Source organism: Mesorhizobium sp. LjNodule214 (assembly GCF_964252735.1).
Taxonomy (GTDB): domain Bacteria; phylum Pseudomonadota; class Alphaproteobacteria; order Rhizobiales; family Rhizobiaceae; genus Mesorhizobium.
Map to the genome: position 1 here is coordinate 1,511,059 of NZ_CAXUPE020000001.1, position 22,753 is coordinate 1,533,811.

The 22,753-nt window shown below is 61.7% G+C and carries 19 protein-coding genes, 1 tRNA gene and 1 pseudogene; 9 read left to right on the plus strand and 12 right to left on the minus strand.

Annotated elements, in window-relative coordinates; all coding sequences use genetic code 11:
* Nucleotides 1-18: 18 nt before the first annotated feature.
* From ACSQ3Z_RS07275 to ACSQ3Z_RS07285, 3 genes and pseudogenes are all read left to right on the plus strand, one after another.
* Nucleotides 19-906, plus strand: coding sequence for a PhzF family phenazine biosynthesis protein (locus ACSQ3Z_RS07275; RefSeq protein WP_436170651.1), 888 nt, complete (start codon nucleotides 19-21; stop codon nucleotides 904-906).
* Between the two features lie 112 nt (nucleotides 907-1,018).
* Nucleotides 1,019-1,583, plus strand: a pseudogene (locus ACSQ3Z_RS07280) (ATP-dependent DNA ligase).
* 300 nt (nucleotides 1,584-1,883) lie between these two features.
* Nucleotides 1,884-2,174, plus strand: coding sequence for a hypothetical protein (locus ACSQ3Z_RS07285; RefSeq protein WP_436170652.1), 291 nt, complete (start codon nucleotides 1,884-1,886; stop codon nucleotides 2,172-2,174).
* A gap of 182 nt (nucleotides 2,175-2,356) precedes the next feature.
* Here the strand turns inward: ACSQ3Z_RS07285 and ACSQ3Z_RS07290 are convergent, their stop codons facing one another.
* The gene (locus ACSQ3Z_RS07290) at nucleotides 2,357-3,445 is read right to left on the minus strand and encodes a hypothetical protein (RefSeq protein WP_436170653.1); all 1,089 of its coding nucleotides are present in this window, start codon (nucleotides 3,443-3,445) and stop codon (nucleotides 2,357-2,359) included.
* A 747-nt stretch (nucleotides 3,446-4,192) separates the two neighbouring features.
* On the minus strand, nucleotides 4,193-5,752 hold the full coding sequence (locus ACSQ3Z_RS07295; RefSeq protein WP_436170654.1) for an ORC-CDC6 family AAA ATPase: 1,560 nt from the start codon (nucleotides 5,750-5,752) through the stop codon (nucleotides 4,193-4,195).
* 148 nt (nucleotides 5,753-5,900) lie between these two features.
* Between ACSQ3Z_RS07295 and ACSQ3Z_RS07300 the strand changes: the two genes are divergently transcribed.
* Entirely contained in the window at nucleotides 5,901-6,290 is a 390-nt protein-coding gene (locus ACSQ3Z_RS07300; RefSeq protein WP_436170655.1) for a hypothetical protein, read from the plus strand.
* Between the two features lie 131 nt (nucleotides 6,291-6,421).
* Here the strand turns inward: ACSQ3Z_RS07300 and ACSQ3Z_RS07305 are convergent.
* A tRNA-Thr gene (locus ACSQ3Z_RS07305) sits at nucleotides 6,422-6,497 on the minus strand.
* A 196-nt stretch (nucleotides 6,498-6,693) separates the two neighbouring features.
* On the opposite strand from ACSQ3Z_RS07305, the gene ACSQ3Z_RS07310 reads away from it, so the two are divergent.
* Nucleotides 6,694-6,942 (plus strand): hypothetical protein, encoded by a 249-nt coding sequence (locus ACSQ3Z_RS07310; protein ID WP_436170656.1) that lies wholly within the window; start codon nucleotides 6,694-6,696, stop codon nucleotides 6,940-6,942.
* 62 nt (nucleotides 6,943-7,004) lie between these two features.
* Complete coding sequence (locus ACSQ3Z_RS07315; protein WP_436170657.1) at nucleotides 7,005-8,147, plus strand: hypothetical protein; 1,143 nt, start codon at nucleotides 7,005-7,007, stop codon at nucleotides 8,145-8,147.
* A gap of 61 nt (nucleotides 8,148-8,208) precedes the next feature.
* Here the strand turns inward: ACSQ3Z_RS07315 and ACSQ3Z_RS07320 are convergent, their stop codons facing one another.
* A complete protein-coding gene (locus ACSQ3Z_RS07320) occupies nucleotides 8,209-9,807 on the minus strand; it encodes a cisplatin damage response ATP-dependent DNA ligase (protein ID WP_436170658.1) in 1,599 nt (532 codons plus the stop codon).
* 61 nt (nucleotides 9,808-9,868) lie between these two features.
* The gene (locus tag ACSQ3Z_RS07325; protein ID WP_436170659.1) at nucleotides 9,869-10,879 is read right to left on the minus strand and encodes a ligase-associated DNA damage response exonuclease; all 1,011 of its coding nucleotides are present in this window, start codon (nucleotides 10,877-10,879) and stop codon (nucleotides 9,869-9,871) included.
* Nucleotides 10,880-10,986: 107 nt separating this feature from the next.
* Here ACSQ3Z_RS07325 and ACSQ3Z_RS07330 point away from each other — a divergent pair, with 107 nt between their 5' ends.
* Together ACSQ3Z_RS07330 and ACSQ3Z_RS07335 are read left to right on the plus strand one after the other, a co-directional pair.
* The gene (locus tag ACSQ3Z_RS07330; RefSeq protein ID WP_436170660.1) at nucleotides 10,987-11,910 is read left to right on the plus strand and encodes a class I SAM-dependent DNA methyltransferase; all 924 of its coding nucleotides are present in this window, start codon (nucleotides 10,987-10,989) and stop codon (nucleotides 11,908-11,910) included.
* Nucleotides 11,907-12,392: a hypothetical protein gene (locus ACSQ3Z_RS07335; RefSeq protein WP_436170661.1), complete on the plus strand. Its 486-nt coding sequence runs from the start codon at nucleotides 11,907-11,909 to the stop codon at nucleotides 12,390-12,392. The genes ACSQ3Z_RS07330 and ACSQ3Z_RS07335 overlap by 4 nt, the downstream gene beginning before the upstream one ends.
* A gap of 10 nt (nucleotides 12,393-12,402) precedes the next feature.
* Here ACSQ3Z_RS07335 and ACSQ3Z_RS07340 read toward each other — a convergent pair whose 3' ends face one another.
* The 7 genes from ACSQ3Z_RS07340 to ACSQ3Z_RS07370 form a co-directional block, all read right to left on the minus strand.
* Nucleotides 12,403-13,344: a 2-hydroxyacid dehydrogenase gene (locus tag ACSQ3Z_RS07340; protein ID WP_436170662.1), complete on the minus strand. Its 942-nt coding sequence runs from the start codon at nucleotides 13,342-13,344 to the stop codon at nucleotides 12,403-12,405.
* 29 nt (nucleotides 13,345-13,373) lie between these two features.
* Complete coding sequence (locus ACSQ3Z_RS07345; protein WP_436170663.1) at nucleotides 13,374-15,002, minus strand: ABC transporter ATP-binding protein; 1,629 nt, start codon at nucleotides 15,000-15,002, stop codon at nucleotides 13,374-13,376.
* Complete coding sequence (locus ACSQ3Z_RS07350) at nucleotides 14,999-16,138, minus strand: ABC transporter permease (RefSeq protein WP_436170664.1); 1,140 nt, start codon at nucleotides 16,136-16,138, stop codon at nucleotides 14,999-15,001. Before ACSQ3Z_RS07350 ends, ACSQ3Z_RS07345 begins: the two co-directional genes overlap by 4 nt.
* Nucleotides 16,138-17,232 carry a microcin C ABC transporter permease YejB gene (locus tag ACSQ3Z_RS07355; protein ID WP_006202912.1) on the minus strand — a complete coding sequence of 365 codons (1,095 nt, stop codon included), beginning with the start codon at nucleotides 17,230-17,232 and terminating at the stop codon, nucleotides 16,138-16,140. Before ACSQ3Z_RS07355 ends, ACSQ3Z_RS07350 begins: the two co-directional genes overlap by 1 nt.
* Before the next feature lie 30 nt (nucleotides 17,233-17,262).
* Nucleotides 17,263-19,131, minus strand: coding sequence for an extracellular solute-binding protein (locus ACSQ3Z_RS07360; RefSeq protein WP_436170665.1), 1,869 nt, complete (start codon nucleotides 19,129-19,131; stop codon nucleotides 17,263-17,265).
* Nucleotides 19,131-21,008, minus strand: coding sequence for an extracellular solute-binding protein (locus tag ACSQ3Z_RS07365; RefSeq protein WP_436170666.1), 1,878 nt, complete (start codon nucleotides 21,006-21,008; stop codon nucleotides 19,131-19,133). The genes ACSQ3Z_RS07360 and ACSQ3Z_RS07365 overlap by 1 nt, the downstream gene beginning before the upstream one ends.
* 158 nt (nucleotides 21,009-21,166) lie before the next feature.
* Nucleotides 21,167-21,829, minus strand: coding sequence for a c-type cytochrome (locus ACSQ3Z_RS07370; protein WP_436170667.1), 663 nt, complete (start codon nucleotides 21,827-21,829; stop codon nucleotides 21,167-21,169).
* A 191-nt stretch (nucleotides 21,830-22,020) separates the two neighbouring features.
* Between ACSQ3Z_RS07370 and ACSQ3Z_RS07375 the strand changes: the two genes are divergently transcribed.
* Complete coding sequence (locus ACSQ3Z_RS07375) at nucleotides 22,021-22,749, plus strand: 3-deoxy-manno-octulosonate cytidylyltransferase (RefSeq protein ID WP_436170668.1); 729 nt, start codon at nucleotides 22,021-22,023, stop codon at nucleotides 22,747-22,749.
* Nucleotides 22,750-22,753 lie beyond the last annotated feature (4 nt).

Sequence of the window (22,753 nt, forward strand, 5' to 3'; positions counted from 1 at the left end):
ACAGACTGGACCGATGACATGCCAAATTTGCCGTTCTTCACGATCGACGTGTTCACCGGCACTCGCTTCGGCGGCAATCCTCTCGCCGTCGTAATCGGCGGCGATGCGCTGGATGATGCGACGATGCAGGCGATAGCTGCTGAATTCAATCTAAGCGAGACGACCTTTGTCTTGGCGCCTGCCGACCCAAATAATGTCGCCCGCGTCCGTATCTTCAACCGAACGGCGGAGATGGCGTTCGCCGGTCATCCGATGGTCGGCACAGCCTTCGTTGTCGCAAAGCAGCGTCCCGATCTGAGCACCGCGGTGTTCGAGATTCCCGCCGGGATTGTGCGCGTTCAGATCGAGCGCGATGCCAATGGCGCACCGGTCGGCGCCGCTATCGATGCTCCCCAACCGTTGACTATCGGAGAAACGGTTGCACCTGCGTTCATCGCTCGTGCGCTGCAATTGACGCCGGCTGACGTGGTGACAACGCACCACGCGCCCGTATCAGTCTCAAACGGCAACGCCTTTGTCGTTGCGGAAATTACAGGCGAGGCGCTGTCACGTTGCGATCCCAATCTAGCTGCGTTCCGCGAAGCTCTAGATGCCCATCCGCAGTTCGGCAGTCGCTTTCCCGTCCACGTCTATACCAAAGAGGGAAGTACGCTCCGCGCGAGGATGTTTGCGCCACTTTCCGGAACCTGGGAGGATCCAGCCACAGGAAGTGCCAACGCGCCTCTCGCCTGCTTGCTGTTATCGCTCGAGCCGGACGCGCAGGAAGCCAGTTTCCAAATCCACCAGGGCGTTGAAATGGGAAGGCCCAGCCTGTTGCATGTCGATGCGCGCCGAACACCGGAGGGGATCGTTGCGACCTTGCGCGGATCATGTGTGGCGGTCATGCACGGCGAGATCGAACTATGACCGCGTGATGGATGGCGCTGGCGGGGCTCGCCGGGATGCTTTTTTAGCGACAGCTAACGGAACGGAAACACCTCTGCGATATTGAATCAAATTCGAGTTGCGGGGAGTTCCGATGCGTAAGCGTGCCGGTGGGGTCCGGTTGTCGTTCATTCCTCCGCTGATGCCGACGCTCGTCGAGAAGCCTCCCGAGGGCGACGGATGGTCCCATGAAGTCAAGTTTGATGGCTACCGCTCCCAGATCGTCAGGGATGCCGACGGGGTGCGCATCTTCACCCGGCGGGGTCTCGATTGGACGTCGAAGTACCGCGACCTCGCCAAGGCGGCCGGCGAGCTAAAGGCTGAAAGCGCTATCATTGACGGCGAGATCATTGTTCTGAACGATGCCGGCCTGTCTGACTTCGGCGAATTGCGCAAGGCCATCACCCGGCGCCAACACGATCTGTATTTCGTGGCCTTCGACCTCCTGCATCTGAATGGCCATGACCTGCATCACCCTGAACCGCGAGATGCGCGAACGCCTGTGGAAACGTGTCCAGGAGCGCGCAGGACCGGCGCCAAAGGGCATGAAGCGAGCGGCGGCGCAATGGGTCAAGCCGGGGCTGATCGGCCGTGTGAAGCATCTGCGTGGCGAGGAAGACCTTCGGCACGCGTCGTTGCAGGATTTCAGCGAGGAGTAATTATCCCCCGAAAACTAATTGTACGTCCTGAACGCAATCAGACCACAGAGAATGACTATCGCAGTCAGGATCAGCGCCCACGATACGGCGTTTCGCGAAAGGCGCCTCCGGCGACTGCGCAGGGTGCGATCTCGCCAGCGTTTAGCCTGATCTGCCCCAATGTTTAGTTTGTCCATTGCCCTTCTCCCAATGAGCAGAATGCGACTCGTGCCGGTTGGTGTCCAGATGCACTTGCCAGCGCCATCGAGATCAGGAATATAATCCTCTCCGTGGCGATGAACCCCTTCAACGGAGATCGCCATGTCCCAAAAGACCCTCGCCGATACATTGGCCGCCCGCGAATCCGTCTATGTCAATTGCGGGCATCCGATGTGCTGCAAATCGACCAAACTCGACGTTCAGGCTCTGATCGACAGGCTCGGCCCCGAGCACGGCTCGATGCATTGCGACCTGGTCGGGGTCTTCGGCTGCTCGAATTGCAAGGCCGCCGGCCGTGATCGCCGACCGGTGTTCTTCACCTTCACTCCTGACTACGAAGGCCAGCAGAGGGAGCGGAACCGCGACTGGAAACCGACTTTCGATCGAAGGTGAAATGGTGAGGCGGGCATGTTAGTCGGCCATCTTTTGGGGCTGCGCCCTGGCGGGCGATTAAAATGGACGGCCGTTGCGTTGAAGGCGGTTGCGCGCGCGTCTTCGCCGGCCCGAGTGGAACCCAGTATTCCGTCTCGGACAAAATGTTGGCCGGACGGCGCGATCGCCTCGCAACGCAACGATCAAAACGGTGTAGCCTGCGCGGGCGCGAGCCGCCCGCCGCGTTGGTACTTTTCAAGAAAAGGGCGGATGCGGGCCCACCTGCTGTATAGCGGCATTAAATGAGCTTCTCCGGCCACGATACCCAATTCATCGTAAAAATAGTGAGGATTCTGACTCTCATCATACATCGTCACATTCGATGCGATCGGATGGCCAAGTGTGCTGATGTCGCCGCTGAGTCTCTCGAAAACAGCAACGATGCGCTGCCGAATAAGGTCCGGAATTGAAGCCGCATCGGGTTCCTTGAGCGCCAGTGCGATTTGCGCAACCCCGGAGGTTGTGAGGAAGCGAGCGTAGCTGATCGGGTACGCGACTGGCGCGAAATTGCTCGAAAGAGCGTCCATGTGAAGCAACGCGATGAACATTCCTGCAACATACTGCTTTCGAACCGAAAGTCGCACAGCTTCCGGTGTCGTATGCGCGGGCAGTCTTCCTGACGCGATCACATGATCAATAAGCCGTTCGAATACCTCGATTACTGACGTTGTGGCCGAACTGTCTGCGTCCATCTCCAAGGTCCGGAGAGTGAGATTTCGGTCGCTTTCGTCTTTACAAAACTCCAGGAAATCGCTCGACGCACGGAATTCCAAATGGCCGTGTGAAATATGCGCGATCTCATGTCCGACAATAAATGTGTTGGCAGCCTGATAGACTATTCTGCAGTTAATATTACGTGCATACGGTAAATTAGGGTCGGCATGAAAGGTAAAGTTTTTTACAATATCAGCGAGAAGCATTCCCTGATAATCTTTATCACAATCAATCTCCGCGATATCCAATACTTGTGCAAGGGGAGGTAGAGACTGAATGCGCAGGCAAAGTCCGAGGAGCATATAGAATGCCCTCCTATCAATCAGCACCACGAAGGAACCGTTGCCCAGATGTACGACTTGGTACGGCGCTTGCGACGCCGCAACCGCAAAGCTTATCTCCCCCTTGATCGAAAGTATGATCGGTAGCGCCTCCATGATCCAGCTTGTCTCGTGAAGAACAGCGTAGAAGGGCTCCGCCGCTTCCTCCTCCGTGTAGATGTAGTACGCTTTGCTCAATGCGCGCCCGCCATTCTGGACATGTCGCACCACAGCATCTGACGCATAAAACGAAGGCATAGGCAGGGAGCTCGCTCAGAACTATTAAAGCGGCTCCACCCTAGCAGCGGAAAGACAGGCACGCGACGGTCCTAATGCCTCGTGCGCGTGGAAGGGCGTGGTGCTAGTACCGAGGTTAAACTACGGCTTGGCGTGATTTCTAGGTTCTTTGAGGAACGTCGGGACATTCACAGCAGGGTTCAGGGGGGGGGCGGGTGCAACCTTGCCGGGGCCGAGTGCCGCCGGGCCTGCGCGGCCCCCACGGACAGAATTTTTTTCTGCCGGCGAAAAATCGGCGGGCTTTCCGGTTCAACTGTTCAGATTGGACAGTTCCATTTTCGGCATTTTGGGAATTCGCAGATCGAAAATGAGCGCACAGCCGAACAAACGCGGTCGGCCTCCGCATGAGCCGACCAAGGCCAGGCGGTTGGCGGTCGAGGCGCTCGCCGGTTCCGCCGTTCCGATCGCGGCAAATATGCGACGTGCTCGATATCCCGAGATCAACGCTTTATCGACACTATCGGCCTGAGCTTCGCCGGGGCGCCGCGCGCGTCGAGGTCGAGCTGGTCGGCAATCTCCTGCGCATTGCCGCCGGCAATGATGGCGTGGCGCTGAAAGCAATCACCTTCTCGCTTCGATGCCGCTTTGGTTGGTCCCGATATATGCCGTCGATGTCCGATTGAGGCTGTTGCCCTATGAAAGAGATCGTTAGCTGGGTAGCTCCTCTACATTGAGAATTGCCCTTCGAATTGATCGATAGTCATCCAGTGGCACATCAGTATGGCCGCCATCGTCAATCGCAAATAGACCTTCTGTCGCCTTTTGTGTGTTGATCAGCTCAACGTAACAGCCGTAGTCGATCTTGAAAGCATCGTATCGCTGGCCGGGGTCGTCGTGCGAAGAAATATTCTTCTTCAGGAGATGGATCACGCGATAGTCGAATAATCGATCTATAACTTCATTTCTCGTGTTTGCTTTCAGCAGGAAGGCGCGCGCTCTTCGATTTCCGATGACCTCGCCAATGATGTATTCGAGAGCCTTATACAACTGCGTACTGGCTTGGACGGAAGCAGCCTTATCTTGCTGATACCAGTCGCGAGCGGCGGCGCGGACATCTGTTATCGAAACCGCCTTACCGAACGACTTTGTCGCCACCTTGGCTGCCAAGTTCAGGGCGTCGCGCGGAACACCTTCGGCAGCTCGCACAAGCTCGTCAAAGGCAGGCGCCTGCGTGAACGCAATTTGCACCATCTCCTCCGGGGATGTAAATTCCGGTCCGGCCTCTGAGGCCTTTAGGTGTCTGAAAAGCAGCCTTTTAAAGAAGTCTACTGACTTGCCCTGATCATTATCGAAGACAAGGAAGTCGTCGAGATTTAGATCGGTCGATATGTCTGCGCCCAATTCAAAGCCGACATATTCCCCGCGACCTTTTGGTAGGAAGAAAGAAGATCGGTGCTCGATGGCAGCAATCTTTACGATAAAATTGTCGATGGGAAGCAATGTCCTCCTCAAGAGGTCGGCTAGAAGGGGCTGAAGGTCGATAGGAATTTCGCTCCACTCATCGATCAGCACCCAAATCCTCGGATTGCCGAGCACTTCAAGCAGGCTCCTCAAGGCGCTTTGCACCCTACCGAAATGCAGCGAGAATTGTTCACGCCCGGATGTTGTCCTTTCCGTCTGACGTTCCTCTCCCGCACTCACGCTTGACGACGCTGAAATCGTCCCGGTGACTGTTGAAAGAACGCCGACGAGTGATCCCGCGAAAGATTTAGACGCGCTCGAGGTCGATGTTTGCTTTTCCTCGGCAGTGGTGTCGCCAACAATCCGCACTTCGCTAAATGACGACTCGAGATCATCTAGCCTAACGGTTATTTGGTCGGGATGATCGGAGCTTGCGATTCGCTCCACGGCAATCCCATAGAGTTCGTTCCCGATAGCTTTCAATACATCGAGAACGAGCCGGACACTTCTCTCAGCCAGCGACCTTGACAGGTCATTGTAGATCGATCCGTCAGAGCCAATCGAGCGCAAGTCCAAATAAATCGTGCTTTCGCCTTGGCCTCTTACGCTCTCTGCCAAGTATAACAACGCATGCGTCTTTCCAGTTCCCCTCCGTCCATACAGGATTTGATTGTTGCTGGTTCCTAAAATAGTGGTCAATGGCTCTGTGTCGACAAAGGTGTGACTAAGGATGTCGGAAGACACCTTCTCGGCACGCTTTGCGAAACCTAGAAATGCAGTATGTATTTGTGTAATCTTGTCGTTCATGCCCCGACCCCGGTTGATAGCCACCCCGTATGACTAGCGGCCTTCGACTCGCCGCGATGCAAGATGCCACATTGCCGCCAGATCGTCCAAGAACCAGCGCAACATATCTGCCGCCCGTCAGCCTTTCCCGCTTGCTAGCGGCGATCTCATGCAAGGCCATGCCCTGACCGCAAACGAGCGCCACGAGCTGAAAGCCGCGCTCGCCGAGCAGCGCCCGGCATTTCCGCAATTCCTGACCGGCATCGATCTGGTGCTGGCTGATGCCGTCCAGCATTTTCCCGCCGTCGACGACGATGCGGCCCGGATCGAAGCCGGATGCTCCCTTGCCGGCCATTGCTTCCCACAATGCCCGGAACCGCGTTGCCGCCTTTATCTGCGCGGCATCGAGCGCGCTGCGGGAGGCCAGCATGGTGATGGCCGATTCGCGAACGTTAACGGCGGCCGGGATCGTGCGTGGATTGCTTGCGCCGGCGGGATGGGCGCGGGAAAAGAATGGGTTCGGAACGGTGGCGGGGCGGAGCTTTTGATGTGGCGATGACATGGCGCGGATGATGCCAGATGGTCAGGGGAACGGAAAGCCGACTTTCCCCCAGATTTTCCCCTGTAGCGATTCGCGGAGACAAATGTAGCGCTACCGAAACCATAAATAATTGTTTTTCTTGAGGTTTTTGGTGCCGCTTAGGTGACTCGAACACCTGACCCCATCATTACGAATGATGTGCTCTACCAACTGAGCTAAAGCGGCCTACCAAGGCAGGGATCCCATACTAGAGCCCTACTATTTCAATCTCCTTACCGCCACATCGCTGATTTCGCACAGCTTTCGAAATTAGGCCTGCTAATTACGAATGATGTGCTCTACCAACTGAGCTAAAGCGGCCCGGGAAGCCGAGGCCTCCAAGATGGGCTGCGTGATAGACTCAACTAGGTGGGAATTCAAGATGGGCCGTCACGAATTCAAGATGGGCGGCCGCGAATTCAAGCCGGGACCGGCAATTCGTGTTGGCGTTCCAATTCGAACCCGAACTCCGGCGGCACGCTTCCGCCGGCCGACAGGATGGCGGCGCGCGGGCAAGTTGCGCTCGAAGGCGCTGGGCGATCAGGCGAAATCTGTTGATTTTCTTGCTGAAAACCGCCGAAATCGGCCTTGGATGCATGCCCAGGGCAGAATGCGGCCGCTCGCTTGTTGATTGATTGGTCGCCTGCGGCTAACGATCATGGCAATGTGAGCGAACGTGCAGAGGGAATTCGCTTGGACCCGATCGAAAAAGCGATCCGGAACGCCTTCGACAAGGGCAATGCCGAGGACCGTGCGTTTCGCGAGCGGGTCTACCGCTCGGCCTTTGCCGCGCTGGACCGTGTGCTCCAGGCCAATCCGAACGTGACGGTGGAAGTCGCCATCAAGCGCCGCAAGGCGGTGCAGGCCAAAATCGCCGAGATCGAGTCCGAATTCCTGCCGGCGGTTCCCGATATTGCCCTGCAGATGGAAACTGACGCGGCAGCCCCCGTCGTGGAGGCGCCGACGGTGGCTGCGGCGGAAGCCGCGCCGTCACCCGCTGTCGTCGTCGACGGGCCGGTCCAGCCGCCTGCATCCGACGCGCCAAGGTCGCGCGTCCTGCCTGTCGTTCCAGATATCATGCCGGATGCGGTGCTTCCCGGTGCGCCGGAGCTGGATTCTCCGGCCGCCGTCTCGGCGGAGAACGGCGAGGCCGAGGTGGCGCCGGACCGCGATGAGCGGCGCATAAGAGGGCGGCGCCTGCCGCTGACCGCGATCTTCCTGGGCGTGACGCTGCTCGCCGCGGCCGGCATCGGCCTCTATTTCGCCCAGCAGACCGGCGTGTTCAAGACGCCGGCCCAGCTCGATACGGCTCCGCCCGAGGCGCCGCCGACGGTCGAGGACGACGACTTCACGCCGCCTGCCGGCTCGCCGGAGAAGTCGGGCGAGGCCGAACAGGCGCGTGACTGGATCAACGTGTTTTCGCCCGCCGACCCGACCCATGTCGCGGCACCCTCCGATGCCAAGGCCGAGGTGATGGAGGACGACACCGGATCGTTCCTGCGCATCCGTTCCGGCGCCTCCGGCTCGGCCATCGCCTTCGATGTCGGCCAGGGCGTGCTGGAAAAGCTCGCCGGCAAGCACGCAGTGTTCGACATCGTCGCCCGTTCCGAAGAGGGCAAGGAGACGCAGATTTCGGTCGACTGCAATTTCGGCGAGCTCGGCGATTGCGGCCGCAAGCGCTACGCCGTCGGCCACGAGCGCAACGAATATCTGTTCGACGTGCAATTCCCGAACAAAGCCCCCGGTGCTGCCGGCACGATCGCCATCAATTCCGACTTCGACAAGCAGGGCAAGTCGGTCGACATCTACGAAATCCGCGTCTCGATCGCGCAGTAAATCTTGTTGTTTCTGCGCGTGTCGTTATCCCAAAACCGCCACACACTTTTGGGGACACGCGCTAGCGATCAAGCAGCGCCTGCAGCGTCTCGATGCGGTCGGCTTCCGCCGCCGGCTTGTCCCAGCGCAGCCGCGAGATGCGCGGAAAGCGCATGGCGACGCCCGATTTGTGCCGGGTCGAGCGGTTGAGCCCTTCGAAGGCCACTTCGAGCACCAGCCCGTTCGCGCGGTCGGCGCGCACCGAGCGCACCGGACCGAAGCGCTCGACGGTGTTGTCACGGACATATTTGTCGATCTGCTTCAGCTCCTCGTCGGTGAAGCCGAAATAGGCCTTGCCGACCGGCACCAGCTCTTCCGCGCCTTCCGGACCCGACCAGACGCCGAACGTGTAGTCCGAGTAGAAGCTCGATCGCTTGCCGTGGCCGCGCTGGGCATACATCAGCACCGCGTCGACCGTGTGCGGATCGCGCTTCCATTTGAACCAAGGGCCTTTCGGCCGGCCGGCGAGATAGGGCGAATCCCAGCGCTTCAGCATCACCCCTTCGATGATCGGATGCGGCGGCGCCTGGCGCAGCTGCTCCAGCGCCTGCCAGTCCTCGAATTGGACCAGCGGTGAGAGATCGAAGCGGCTGGGGTCGAGCGTGCCGACGAAGGCCTCGAGGCGGAGCCGGCGCTCACGGAAGGGCAGCGCGCGCAAATTCTCGCCGCCGATTTGCAGCACGTCGTAGCAGCGCATGAAGGCCGGATATTTCTGCTGCATTTTCGGCGTGACGGTCTTGCGGTTCAGCCGCTGCTGCAGGTCGGAAAACGTGCCTGTCGCCGAGGGCTCGCCGACCAGCAGCTCGCCATCGAGGGCGGCCGAAAAATGCATGGCGTCGGCGAGGTCGGGAAAGGCGCCGGAGACGTCGTCGCCGGTGCGCGAATAGAGCCGGCGTACGCCGTCTTCGCAGACTGCCTGGACGCGGATGCCGTCCCACTTCCACTCCGCGGCATAGTCGGCAGGATCGAGCTTTTCCAGATCGCCGTCGCCGATCGGGTTGGACAGCATCACCGGCCGGAACAGGGCCGACGCCGTCCTCTGCGGCTTGTCCGCCTTGCCCTCCAGCCAGGCGAACAGCCCGGCATAGGGCGGTGTCAGCCCGTGCCACAATTCCTCGATCTCGGCGACGTCGACCTTGCCGAATTCGGCCAGCGCCTGCTTGGCCAGCCGCGCCGAGACGCCGATGCGCAAGCCGCCGGTGACCAGCTTGATGATGGCGAAGCGGGCCGAGATGCCGGCGCTATCGAGCAGCCGGGCCAGCACTTTTGGCCCGTCGGAGCGGCTGGCCGCCTGCAGTTTCGCCACGACCTCGCCGAGCGTCGGCTCCCGGTTCAGGATATGTCCGGGCGTTGGCGGCCAGACCAGCGACACGGTCTCGGCGAGGTCGCCGACATAGTCGTAGGAATAGCCGAACAGCACCGGGTCCATGCGCTCGACCACCAGCGCACGCAGCATCGCCGGCTTGACCGCCGCGATCGACAAGTCGCCCGTGATCGCCGCCAGCGCCAGCCCGCGATCCGGATCCTCGACGCTGCGGAAATAGTCGATCAGCAGCGTCAGCTTGCCGTTGCGCGACGGCGTCAGCACGAGACGGTCGAGAAGGTCGGCGAAGCGGTTCATGGACGCACTGCTGGGCGGGCTTGGCGCTTCGGCACACCCCCCTCCACGCCGGTGATCATCATCAATCGCCCTCGTCCTCATACCCGACCAAATGCAGCGGCCGGGCCGCGATGCCCTCCAGTTCGCACCAGCGCACCAGCGCCTCCTCGCGGCCGTGCGTCACCCAGATCTCCTCAGCCCCCGTCTCCTTGATCGTGGCGGTCAACTCGTCCCAGTCGGCATGATCGGAGATGATCAGCGGCAGCTCGACACCGCCCTGCTTGGCGCGCTGGCGGATGCGCATCCAGCCGGAGGCGAAGCAGGAGATCGGATCGGGAAAGCGCCGCGCCCAGCGGTCGGCGAAGGCCGATGGCGGGCCGACGACGATGGCGCTGGCGAAGTCCTCCTTGCCGCCGCTGTCGACCGTTGCCGGATCGAGCTGCCCGAGGTCGATGCCCTGGCTCTGGTAGTATTCGCTGAGCTTGGCCAGCGCGCCGTGAATGTAGATCGGCCTGTCGTATCCGGCGTCGCGCAGCAGCCGCATGACGCGCTGCGCCTTGCCGAGCGCATAGGCGCCGACCAGATGCGAGCGCGCGGGAAACTGCGCCGCCGATTTCAGCAATCGCGCGATCTCCTCCGTATCCGGCGGGTGGCGGAAGACCGGCAGGCCGAAGGTCGCCTCGGTGATGAACACGTCGCAGCGGACCGGCTCGAAGGCCTCGCAAGTGGCGTCCTTCTGGCGCTTGTAGTCGCCGGAGGCGACGATGCGCAGGCCCTGGTGCTCGACCGCGATCTGCGCCGAACCGAGCACATGGCCGGCCGGATGAAAACTGACCGAGACGCCGTTGAGCGCCATCGTTTCGCCAAGTACCGCAGCTTGCGTTGCTCCGGCAAAATCCTCGCCGTAGCGCAGCCCCATGATGTCGAGCGTCTGCCTTGTGGCGAGCACGGAGCGATGGCCGGAGCGGGCATGGTCGGAATGGCCATGCGTGATCAGCGCACGGTTGACCGGCCGCACCGGGTCGATGAAGAAATCGCCGGGCGGGCAGTAAAGGCCTTCCGGCCGGGGATGGAGCAGGTCGCTGGCGCGCATCCCGCCAAGATAGTTGCTAATTCAGCCGCGGGAAGCCTGTTGCAAGAGACTGCTGACTCGTCCTACAGCCAGCCACCGGCTGTTTCCGCCGGCGGGGTCCTTTCACCATGAAACCGTTCCAGGCCACGTCCGGCGATCTGACCGCCGACCGTCGCGCCGACTTCGCCGAGATGCTTTACGCCTCCGGCGAGCCGGCAGCCGCGGCCGAACTGCTGCTCGGAGCGCTGGAGCTGGCGCCGCAATGGGCGGCCGGCTGGTTCCGTCTCGGCGAGATGCAGGAGGTGGCCGCACCCGATCAGGCGGCGCAAGCCTGGACCATGGCGCTGACGCTGGAGCCGGCGGATAGGCTGGGCGCCGCGCTGAAGTTGCAATTGATCGGCAAGGCACTGGCCGCCGCGGCACCGCCCAGCGCCTTCGTCGAGATGCTGTTCGACCATTATGCCGAGAGCTTCGAGGAGTCGCTCGTCGACAAGCTCGGCTACCGGTTGCCCGACTTTCTCGATCAGGCCATCCGGAGAGCAAGGCCGGGACGTTTCCGGCTGGCGCTCGATCTCGGCTGCGGCACCGGCCTGATGGGGCAGAGACTGCGGTCGATCGCCGACCGACTCGAGGGCTACGACATCTCCGCCGCCATGCTGAAGAAGGCACGCGCCAAGGGCGTCTACGACTTGCTCGCCAAGGCTGACTTGCAGGATTTCTCGTATGCCGGTCCGAAAGCCGATCTGGTCGTGGCGGCAGACGTGTTCATCTATGTCGGTGCGCTCGAGCACGTGGTCCGCAGGATCGCCGGCCTGCTTACCGCTGACGGGCTGTTTGCTTTCTCCGTCGAGACACTGGTGGGCAAAGGTGGCTTCGCGCTGCAGCCGTCACGCCGCTATGCGCATTCGCATGCCTATGTCAGGCAGGTTCTGGCCGCCAACGGCTTTTCGGTCCTGTCGATGGAAAGCACGATCATCCGGCACGACCGCCGTGAGCCGATTGAAGGTCTGGCTGTGGTGGCGGAGAAGCGTCCAAAACCACCGATGTTGTGATCCTTCCCACCCCCCTCTGTCCCGCCGACCGTCGCATCTCCGCTGCGAAAAAGCCCGAATCGCGTGGCCGGGTGGCACGGGGCGGGCATCAACACGGAGTAGATCCCATGCGCTGGAACTTGGTGGTTTTGGCATCTTGCCTGGCTATGGCCGGCTGTGTCGGCGGCAACTCGATGGCGGAACGCCAGGACGAAAATGTCCAGTCCTCGCTGCAATATGACAGCGTGACTTGCGATCATCTGCTGGCGCAGCGCAATGGGTTGGCGCAGCAATACAACCTTCCAACGACCGCAAAGCCGACCTTCTCCAATCCCGCAATGGGCTTCGGCCCGTTCACGCCCGACATGCGCTCCAAGGCCAAGCGCGATAGCGACAAGGCAACCGGCGAGATCGATGCCATGAACCGGTCGATCGAGCGCCGCGACTGCGGCAAGCCGAAGAAGAAGGAAACTTTTGCTCTGCCGGGCGCCAAAACCGGTTGAAGGCCGAGTCTCAGTAACCCGCCTTGCGATCCACCAGGTTCTCCAGCTTTTCGCCGCGCTCGCAAGCCGCCATCTGCCGCAGCATGATCGGCACCAGGTGGACGGGGTCGGACGTTGCCGCCGCATGCGGCGTGGCGAACACTTTCGGATGCGCCCATAGCGGGCTGGTCTTCGGCAGCGGCTCGACCTCGAAGACATCGAGGCTCGCTTCCTTCAGCGTCCCGTCCTCCAGCGCCCGCAAGATGTCGGCGTCCTTCTGCAGCCGTCCGCGCCCGGCATTGATCAGCACCGCGCCGCCGAGGCCGTTGCGCTTCCTGAGCTCCTTCAAGAGATTGTAGTTGACGATGCCCTGTGTCTGGGCGGTTAGCGGCAAAAGCACCACCAGCATGTCCGTGGCGTTGAGGAACGGGATCAGCCCGGCATCGCCCGCATAGGTGGAAACGCCCTTCATCGGGTGATCGCTGCGCGACCAGCCATTGACGGCAAAGCCGAGCGACAACAGCACCGACGCCGCCGCGCGGCCGAGATTGCCGAGCCCCATGATGCCGACGGAGATGTCGCCGGCTGGCCGCTGCGGCGGCTCGTGCCAGGTCTTCTTCTGCTGCTGCGCGCGGTAGAGCATGCCCTGGCGGTGATGGTCGAGCACCCGCCAGACGACATATTCGGTCATGTATTGGGTCAGGTTGTCCGCGACGACCTTGACGATAGGCACGTCCGGCAGGCCTGGGTCGGCGAAGATATGGTCGACGCCGGCGCCGATCGAGAAGATGGCGCGCAGATTGGGCAGTTTCGACAGAAGGTTCGGCTTCTGCTTCCACACCACCGCGTAAGTGATCGAGGGATCGCTGGCGCCGTCCGGCTCGAGCACCACCTCGCGCTCGGCCGACAGCAGCTCGCGCCAGCGCTGCGGATGAAAGCCGGTAACGGCAAGCAGGATACGGCCTTTTTCCATCTGCGGATGCTTTTCCCTGTTTCTTCAGCCTACTCGCTGACGATGCCGGCCGGCGCCGTCTCGATCTTGAACGCGGCCGATATCAGCGCCCGAGTATAGTCGGTTTGCGGGTTTCCAAAAATCTGTTCGGAAGGCCCGGCTTCGACGATTTGGCCATTGCGCATGACGATGACGTCGTTGGCAAGCGCGCGGATGACTTTCAGATCGTGGCTGATGAACAGATAGGCCAGATCATGCTTGGCCTGCAGGCTGCGCAGGAGATCGACGACCTGCGCCTGCACGCTCATGTCGAGTGCCGAGGTCGGCTCGTCCAGCATGACGAAGCGCGGGTTGAGCACCATGGCGCGCGCGATGGCGACGCGCTGGCGCTGGCCGCCCGAGAATTCGTGCGGATAGCGGTTGCGGGTGGCCGGATCGAGCCCGACCTCCTTCAGCACATCGACGACGCGCTCGTCACGCTGGTCCGGCGACAGTTTCGGCTCGTGGATCTTCAAGCCTTCCTCGATGATCTCGGACACCGACATGCGCGGGCTGAGCGAGCCGAACGGATCCTGGAACACGATCTGCAGCTCGCGCCTGAGCGGCCGCATGGCGTTGAAGGACAACTGGTTGATGTCGCGGCCGTTGAACTGGATGGTCCCGGTCGATGAGATCATCCTGGCCAGCGCCAGGCCAAGCGTCGTCTTGCCCGAGCCGGATTCGCCGACGACGCCGAGCGTCTGGCCGGCACGCACGGTGACGTCGATGCCGTCGACCGCCTTCACATTGTCGACGGTGCGGCGGAAGAAGCCCTTCTTGATCGGAAACCAGACCTTTATGTCGCTGCCCGTCATCACCGGCTTGGCGGCCGCGTTGGCGGCCGGCGGCTTGCCCTTCGGCTCGGCCGCCAGCAAATGCCTGGTATAGGCGTGCTGCGGGTTGGCGAAGATATCCTTGGTCGGTCCGGTCTCGACGATCTTGCCCTTGGTCATCACGCAGACCCGGTCGGCGATCTTGCGCACGATGCCGAGATCATGGGTGATGAACAGCATCGACATTGCCTTGCGGCTCTTCAGCCCCGCCAGCAGTTCGAGGATCTGAGCCTGCACGGTGACGTCGAGCGCCGTGGTCGGCTCGTCGGCGATCAGCAGCTCCGGCTCGTTGGCCAGGGCCATGGCGATCATGACGCGCTGGCGCTGGCCGCCGGACAGCTGATGCGGATAGGCGTCGAGCCGCTTCTGCGGCTCGCGGATGCCGACCTCGTTGAGCAGTTCCAGCGTACGCGCCCTGGCTTGGCGATCGCCGAGGCCCTGGTGCAGCTTCAGCACCTCGACGATCTGCTGCTCGATCGTGTGCAGCGGATTGAGCGAGGTCATCGGCTCCTGGAAGATCATGGTGATCTTGTTGCCGCGCACCCGGCGAAGCTGCTTCTCGCTCATGGCAAGCAGGTCGGCACCATGGAACAGGATCCTTCCCGAAGGATGGCTGGCGCTCGGATAGGGCAGCAGCTTCAGCACCGACAGCGCCGAGACCGACTTGCCGGAGCCGGACTCGCCGACCAGCGCCACCGTCTCGCCCTTGGCGATATCGAAGGAGATGTGGTCGACGGCCATCGACTGGCTGCCGCCTTGCGCGAAGGCGACGCTGAGGTCGCGAACGGAGAGCAGGGCGTCGCTCATTTGAACGTCTTGCGCGGGTCGAAGGCGTCGCGCGTCGCCTCACCGACAAAGACCAGCAGCGACAGCATCAGCGAAATGACGACGAAGCCGGAAATGCCGAGCCACGGCGCGTTGAGGTTGCGCTGCGCCTGCTTCAGCAATTCGCCGAGCGAGGCGGAGCCGGGCGGCAGGCCGAAGCCGAGATAGTCGAGCGAGGTCAGCGTCGAGATCGATCCGCTGAGCAGGAACGGCAGGAAGGTCAACGTCGCCACCATGGCGTTGGGCAACAGATGCCGGAACATGATGGTGAGGTTGCGCACGCCGAGTGCGCGGGCCGCGTTGACATATTCGAAGTTGCGGGCGCGCAGGAACTCGGCCCTGACCACGCCGACCAGCGCCACCCAGGAGAACAAGAGCATCAGCCCGAGCAGGATGAAGAAGCCGGGCGGCAGGATGGCGGCGACGATCAACAGCAGATAGAGCACCGGGATCGCCGACCAGATTTCGATGAAGCGCTGGAACAGCAGGTCGGTCCAGCCGCCGAAATAGCCTTGCACGGCACCGGCCGCGACACCGATCAGCGCCGAACCGAAAGTCAGGATCAGGCCGAACAGCACCGAGATCCTGAAGCCATAGATCACGCGCGCCAGCACGTCGCGCGCCTGGTCGTCGGTGCCCAGCCAGTTCCAGTTGCCGACGATGCAATTGGGGTCGGCCGCTCCTTGCGGGTACTGGCTGCAGCGCGTCTTGACGTCATACTGCCAGGAAGGCTTGGCGGGCGCCGCCTCGGGAATGGCGTTGTTGACGGTCTGGTAGGAGTAGCGCACCGGCGGCCAGATCATCCAGCCATTGGCATTGATCTCGTCCTGGATGACCGGATCGCGATAATCGGTGACCGCATAGAAGCCGCCGAATTTTTCTTCCGGATAGGCGACCAGCACCGGAAACAGGATCTCGCCCTTGTAGGAGGCGATGATCGGCTTGTCGTTGGCGATCAATTCGGAAAACAGCGACAGCACGAACAGGAACAGGAAGATCCACAGCGACCAGTAGCCGCGCCGGTTGGCCCTGAAGTTCTGCAGGCGCCGCTTGTTGAGCGGCGACAGCCAGGGCCGGGCGATCCGTTCCGGCGCCGTGCCGGCAGCGGCCTCTGCCATCAGACGTCTCTCCGCTCGAAATCGATGCGCGGATCGACCCAGGTGTAGATCAGGTCCGATAGCAGGCCGACGAACAGGCCGAGCAGCGAGAAGATGTAGAGATTGGCGAACACCACCGGATAGTCGCGTTCGACCACCGACCTGAAGCCGAGCAGGCCGAGACCGTCGAGCGAGAAGATGTTCTCGATCAGCAGCGAGCCGGTGAAAAAGGCCGAGATGAAGGCGCCCGGAAAGCCGGCGATGACGATAAGCATGGCGTTGCGGAAGACATGGCCGTAGAGCACCTTCCGCTCCGACAGGCCCTTGGCCCGCGCGGTCACCACATACTGCTTGCGGATCTCCTCGAGGAAGGAGTTCTTGGTCAAAAGCGTCGTCGTCGCGAAGGCCGACAGCACCAGCGCGGTCAGCGGCAAGGTCATGTGCCAGAAATAATCGACGATCTTGCCTGACCAGGACAGCTGGTCCCAATTGTCGGAGGTGAGGCCGCGCAAGGGAAACCAGTCCCAGAAGGATCCGCCGGCAAACAGCACCATCAGCATGATGCCGAACAGGAAGCCGGGAATGGCATAGCCGACAATGACGACGCCGCTGGTCCAGACGTCGAAGGTCGAGCCGTCCTTGACCGCCTTGCGGATGCCGAGCGGGATCGAGATCAGGTAGGACAGAAGCGTGATCCACAGCCCGATCGAGATCGACACCGGCATCTTTTCCAGGATCAGGTCGAGTACCGAGATGTCGCGAAAATAGCTGTCGCCGAAATCGAAGCGGGCATAGTTCCACAGCATCATGCCGAAGCGCTCGAGCGGCGGCTTGTCGAAGCCGAACTGCTTTTCCAGCTTCTTGATGAATTCTGGGTCGAGCCCCTGCGCGCCGCGATATTTCGAGCTGACGTCGCCGGCCACATCGACATTGCTGCCGCCGGCATCGCCACCGCCACCGCCGAGGCGGTCGCTGCCGCCCTGGTTGGTCAACCTGGCGATGACCTGTTCGACCGGCCCGCCGGGCGCGAACTGGATGACGGCGAACGATATCGCCATGATGCCGAACAGCGTCGGGATCATCAGCAGGATGCGGCGGAGTATATAGGCGCCCATCAGGCTGCCGGCCCTGCGCGAACTGGAATGTCAGGCTTTGCCAATTTTTGCCGCCTTGCCCTTGTCGAACCACCACAGCGCTTCGACCGGAAAGCCGAAATCGGGTTTCTGCTCGGGAAAGCCGAACATGTCCCAATAGGCGCTTCGGTGATTCGCCAGGAACCAACTTGGAATCCAATCGCGCCGCGCACGCAAGGCCCGATCGAGTGCCCGCATTGCGACGGTCAGGCTTTCGCGGTCCTTGGCGGCGCCGACCGCGTCTATCAGTGTGTCAATGGCCGGGCTTGAGATACCCGGCAGGTTGCGCGAGCCGGACACCGTCGCCGTGCTCGAATGAAAGAATATCTCTACATCGTCGCGGGTCGGTGTCGCCGAAAACGAGAAGGCGACCGAGATCAGGTCGAAATCGAAGTTGGACTGCCTGAGCTGGTATTGCGCTGGATCGACCAACCTTATCGTGGCGTCGATGCCGACCGCCCTCATATTGGCGATCCAGGGCGAATAGACCTTCACGAAGGTGTCGTCGTCGACGAGGAATTCGGCCGATAGCCGCCCGCCCCTGTCGTTGACAGCGAAATCGCCGGAACGTTTCCAGCCGGCCTCGGCGAGAAGTTTCGCAGCCTTCCCCAACATCTTGCGATCCCGCCCTGAACCGTCCGAGGCAGGCTGCGTCACCGCCTCGCCGAAGGTCTCCGGCGGCAGGTTGTCACGCAGCGGCTCCAGCAGAGCGAGTTCTTCAAGCGAGGGCGTGCCTTCGGCACGATAGTCCGATTTCTCGAAGCAGGATTGCGAGCGTTCGTAGGAGCCGTAGAAGAAGTTGCGCCGCGTCCATTCGAAGTCGAAGCAGAGCGCGATCGCCTGCCGCACGCGCGCGTCGCGAAACTGCTCACGCCGCTGGTTGACGGCGGTGGCCTGCATGGAAGGGACTGTTTCAGCGGGAAATTCGTGCTTGACCACCTTGCCGGCGATGAAGGCCGGAAAGTCATAGGCCGTCGCCCACACCCGCGACGTGAACTCCTCTCGGTAGAGGATCTCGCCTTTCTTGAAGGCCTCGAAACCGGCGGTGCGGTCCTGGTAGAACTCGATGCGGATGCGCTCGAAATTGTTCTGGCCGCGATTGACCGGGAGATCCTTGCCCCAATAGTCGGCGACGCGCTCATATTCGATCCACGACCCCGCCGACCATCGCCCGACCTTGTAGGCGCCGCAGCCGAGCGGAGGGTTCAGTTGCGAGGAATCGAAGGGATTAGCGCTGTAAAAGGCCTTCGACAGGATCGGGAATTCGGCGACGTTGAGGATGGTACGGGCGGAGTGCTTGCCGGAAAAGCTCAGCCTGAGCGTGCGCGGATCGACGGCGACCGCATCCTCAAGATGCGTGAGCGACAATGATAGGTCGGGATGGCCCTTTTCCTTGAACAGCTTGAAAGTGAAGGCGGCGTCCTCGGCGGTCAGGGGCGTGCCGTCGTGGAAGCGCGCTTGCGGCCTGAACGAGAAGTCGAAGCTCTTGCGATCGTCCGAAATGGTCACGCCGTCTGCGATCAGGCCGTAAACGGCATCCGGCTCGTCCAGCGCCCTGGCCATCAGTGAATCGAAACACATCCCCATGCGTGGCGGCGCATCGCCCTTCGGCGTGAAGGAATTCAGCGTGTTGAAGGTCTCCGTGTTCTGGTTGTAATTCCAATTAGGCGGCGAGAAGTTGAAAGTGCCGCCCTGCGGCGCGTCGATGTTGACGTAGTCGAAATGGGTGAAGTCCGGCTTGTATTTGAGATCGCCGAAGGCCGACAGTCCGTGCATTTTGACGCCGGTCGGAATGGCGGCGAAGGAACGGCTTGGCAGCAATGCTGCCGCGCTGGCCGCGGCGCCCAGCGCCAGGACGTCGCGGCGGGAAAGCGTTCCCATCAATTGCCACCCTTGTATTTGGCGGCCAGCGCCTTTTCCTTCTCAGGATCGATCCACCAGGAGTCGGTGTCGGCACCCCTGTAACTCGGCTGCTTTGCCGGTATGCCGAACTTGTTCCAATAGGCGAGCCACACCACGGCCCGATAGTATTGCGGTACGACATAGTAGTTCCACAAAAGCACCCGATCGAGCGCGTGCGTGGCGGCGACGAGATCGTCGCGGTCGGTGGCAAAGATGATGCGGTCGACAAGAGCGTCGACGACCGGGTTCTTGATACCGGAATAATTGCGCGATCCCGACGCGTCGGCGGCCTTCGAACTCCAGAAATCGCGCTGCTCATTTCCGGGTGATTCCGACTGCCCAAGCTGCCCGATGATGACGTCGTAATCGAAATTGTTGACGCGGTTGATGTATTGGGTCTGGTCGATCAGGCGCAGCGTCGCGTCGACACCAATCTTGCGCAGATTGGCGATGTACGGGCTGGAGATGACCTGGTCCGTGTCGTTCGTGCCGAGGATCTCGAACTTGAACGGCTCACCGGTCTTGGCATTGACCATCTTGCCGCCCTTGATCACCCAGCCGGCCTGGGCGAACAGGTCGACGGCCTGCTTCAGGTACTTCCGCTCCGCCTGCGGTGAATCATAGACCGGCAGCTTGAATTCCTGCGTGAACAGTTCCGGCGGCAGCTTGTCGCGGTATTGTTCCAGGATTTCCAGTTCCTTGCCTCGCGGCAGGCCGCTCGACGCCAGTTCCGTGCCTTGGAAGTAGCTGCTGGTGCGGGTGTTGAAGCCGAAGAACAGCGTGCGGTTCATCGTCTCGAAGTCGAAGGGGTAGGTCAGCGCGGCGCGCACCAGGCGATCCTGGAATAGCGGACGCCTCTGGTTGAGCATGAAAGCCTGCATCGGCTCGGGCGACGTGGTCTTGAATTCGTGCTTGATGACGTCGCCGGCCTTCACCGCCGGAAAATCATAGAATGTCTTCCAGCGCTTCGAACTGTTTTCCGGCTTGATATCGTCGAAGCCGCCCTTGGTGAAAGCCTGCCAGGCGGCGTTGTCGTCGAGGATATAGGTGAAGCGCTCCGTGTCGAAGTTCTCGCGGCCGATCTTCACCGGCAATTTGGCGGCCCAGTAGTCGGGCACACGCTGCCAGACGACTTCCGAGCCCGGTTTGAAGCTGGCGATCTTGTAGGCGGCGGAGCCGAGTGGCACTTCCAGCGTCGGTTTTGTGACGTCGCGCTTCTTGCCGTTGGCGTCGGTGCCTTCCCACCAGTGTTTCGGCAGCACGGCGAGGTCGCCGAGTATCTTCGGCAGTTCGCGGTTGCCCTTCTGGTTGAAGTGGAATTCGACCTCGCGGTCCGAGATCGCGACCGCGTCGGTGACGTTCTCGAAATAGCGGCTATATTGCGGGCTGTTGGCCTTCAGCACCTGGAACGACCAGATCACGTCGTCGACGGTGATCGGCTGGCCATCATGCCATTTGGCGCGTGGGTCGAGCCGGTAGGTCGCCGAGGAATAGTCATCAGGATATTTGTAGGCGTCGGCAATCAGCGGGTGGCTGACGCTGCCTTCGTCGGTCGCCTGATCCATCAGCGTGTCGTAGAGCAGGCCGCCACCGAACCCGACAAGGCCGGCGGCCGGCGACCCCTGCACGATGTACGGGTTGAAGCTGTCGAACGTGCCAAGCTGCACTGAATTGTAGGTGCCGCCCTTGGGCGCGTCGGGATTGACGTAGTCGTAGTGCTGGAATTTGTCGCCGTATTTGGACGGGCCGATCAGCGAGGAGGTGGTGCGCCATTCATCCGCATGGGCCGCCTGCAACTCGGCGGTCAAAAGCGCCGCCGCCAGCAACGACCTGAGAACCGTTCGGCCAACCGTCATGCGTTCTCCTCTTCGCGATGCACGTCCACAGGCAATTTAGATCATTTGACGCCCGTGAAAACCGCAATGGACGGGCTTTGTCGCCGCACATGCGGTTTTCCTAACAAAAAAGCCGGGCTGAACCCGGCTTTTCTGTGAATGTCCGCATGACAAATTCGTTATTTGGCGGGCGCCGCACCTTCGGCCGGCTTTGCCGGAGCGGCTGGCGCCGGTGCTGCCGGTGCCGCACCTTCGGCTGGCTTCGCCGGCGCGGTCGCGTCGGCGGCCGCACCTGGCGCCGGCAGCGGCTTCGGATTGTCGGACAGCGTGCGCAGATAGGCGATGACGTTGGCGCGATCCTCGTCCTTCGCCAGGCCGGCGAAACCCATTGCCGTGCCCTTCACGAACTTCTTCGGCGAAAGGAGGAAGTGGTTGAGGTTGTCGTAGGTCCACTTCTCGGCGCCGCCCTTGGAGAAATCCTTCATGCCGGCCGAATAGGCAAAGCCCTCATGCTCGGCCACCGGGCGGTCGACAAGATCCCAAAGATCGGGGCCAACCTTGTTCGGACCGCCCTTTTCGCCGGTATGGCAAGCCTGGCATTTCTTGAACACGGCAGCGCCCGCCTCGGCATTGGCGGTGGCTAAAAGATCGGCGATCGGCTTGGCTTCCGCCGCCGGGCCAGCCGCTCCGCCTTCGGCGGGCTCGATCGCCTCGATCGCGAAGCCGGGCTTTTCGGGCGCGGGCGAAGCAAACAGCGCGTCGGAGACGATGCCGACGGAAAAGACGATGAAACAGGTGCCAAGGAATCCGCCGAGCAGCTTGTTGACTTCGTTGGAATCCATACGCCCCTTGCTCCCTTTTCCGGCGGACCGACCGTCCACTCCGTCCGTCGGTATCGTGGCCCGCCCCGCTGGGGCGGTCAAATCGGGCGGAAACTAGGTCTTTTGCTCTGGCGTTGCAACACCTATAAGGGCGCTTCCAGTGAGACCTTTTGCCACTTTCCCATCCGCTTTTCCAACGCCCCGCAACCTCGATGTCCACGCTCATCCTCATCCCGGCCCGCATGGCCTCGACCCGGCTGCCGGGCAAGCCGCTGGCCGACATTGCCGGCGCGCCGATGATCGTGCAGGTCGCCCGCCGCGGCGCCGAGGCCGGGCTTGGCCGGGTGGTGGTGGCGACCGACACCGAAGCCGTGGCCGACGCAGTGCGTGCGCACGGGTTCGAGGCGGTGATGACCCGTGCCGATCACCAATCCGGCTCGGACCGCATCTTCGAGGCGCTGACCGTCCTCGACCCCGACCGCAAGGTCGAAACCATCGTCAATGTCCAGGGCGACCTGCCGACAATCGAGCCTGAGATCATCGTAGCGGCGCTAAGGCCCTTCGAGGACGCGTCGGTCGACATCGCCACGCTCGGCGTCGAGATCGTCCGCGACGAGGAAAAGACCAATCCGAACGTCGTCAAGATCGTCGGCTCGCCGCTGTCGGCGACGCGGCTCAGGGCGCTCTATTTCACCCGCGCCACCGCGCCCTGGGGCGAGGGGCCACTGTATCATCACATCGGCCTCTACGCCTATCGGCGCTCGGCGCTTGAGCGCTTCGTCGCCCTGAAACCGTCGCCGCTGGAGCGGCGCGAACGGCTGGAGCAATTGCGGGCGCTGGAGGCCGGCATGCGCATCGACGCCGAGATCGTCCAGTCGCTGCCGCTCGGCGTCGACACGCCGGAAGATCTCGAACGCGCCAGAGAAATCCTTTCAAACTGAGATT